The 1,137-nt window shown below is 63.7% G+C and carries 1 protein-coding gene; it reads right to left on the bottom strand.

The window, feature by feature from the left end; all coding sequences use genetic code 11:
* The coding region (gene tuf, locus ISP18_RS00100) for an elongation factor Tu (RefSeq protein ID WP_404559223.1) at positions 1 to 1,137 on the bottom strand (1,137 nt) is incomplete at its 5' end.

Raw genomic sequence — 1,137 nt, 5'->3', positions numbered from 1 at the left:
TTACTTGACGATCTTGGCGACGACGCCCGCACCCACCGTGCGGCCGCCTTCGCGAATCGCGAAACGCAGGCCTTCGGTCATCGCGATCGGGGCGATCAGGGTCACCGTGATCTTCACGTTGTCGCCCGGCATCACCATCTCGGTGCCTTCCGGCAGCTTGATCGCACCGGTCACGTCCGTCGTGCGGAAATAGAACTGCGGGCGGTAGTTGCTGAAGAACGGGGTATGACGGCCACCCTCTTCCTTCGACAGCACGTAGATCTCGCCTTCGAAGTCCGTGTGCGGCGTGATCGAACCCGGCTTGGCCAGCACCTGGCCGCGCTCCACGTCTTCACGCTTCGTACCGCGCAGCAGTAGGCCCACGTTGTCGCCCGCCTGGCCCTGATCCAGCAGCTTGCGGAACATTTCCACGCCGGTCACCGTGGTCTTGACGGTGGCCTTGAGACCCACGATCTCGACTTCATCGCCGACCTTGATGATGCCCGTCTCCACGCGACCGGTTACCACCGTGCCGCGACCGGAGATCGAGAACACGTCTTCCACCGGCATCAGGAACGCCTTGTCCAGCACGCGCACCGGCTCGGGAATGTAGGTGTCCAGCGCATCCACCAGCGCAATGATCGCCGGCACGCCAATCTCCGACTGGTCGCCTTCCAGCGCCTTCAGCGCCGAGCCCTTGATGATCGGTGTGTCGTCGCCCGGGAAGTCGTACTTGCTCAGCAGCTCACGTACTTCCATCTCGACGAGCTCCAGCAGCTCGGCGTCGTCCACCATGTCGGCCTTGTTCAGGAACACCACGATGTACGGCACGCCCACCTGGCGGCTCAGCAGGATGTGTTCACGCGTCTGCGGCATCGGGCCGTCGGCCGCCGAGCACACCAGGATCGCGCCATCCATCTGCGCCGCACCCGTGATCATGTTCTTCACGTAGTCGGCGTGGCCTGGGCAATCCACGTGCGCGTAGTGGCGCGTCGGCGATTCGTATTCCACGTGCGCCGTCGAGATCGTAATCCCGCGCGCCTTCTCTTCCGGCGCCGCGTCAATCTGATCGTACGCCTTGAATTCACCACCAAAACGCTCTGCACCGATCTTCGTCAGCGCCGCCGTCAGCGTCGTCTTGCCGTGGTCCACGTGACC

The organism is Dyella humi, from assembly GCF_044904605.1.
Taxonomy (GTDB): domain Bacteria; phylum Pseudomonadota; class Gammaproteobacteria; order Xanthomonadales; family Rhodanobacteraceae; genus Dyella_B; species Dyella_B humi.
This window is presented reverse-complemented; position numbering and strand designations above follow the sequence as displayed.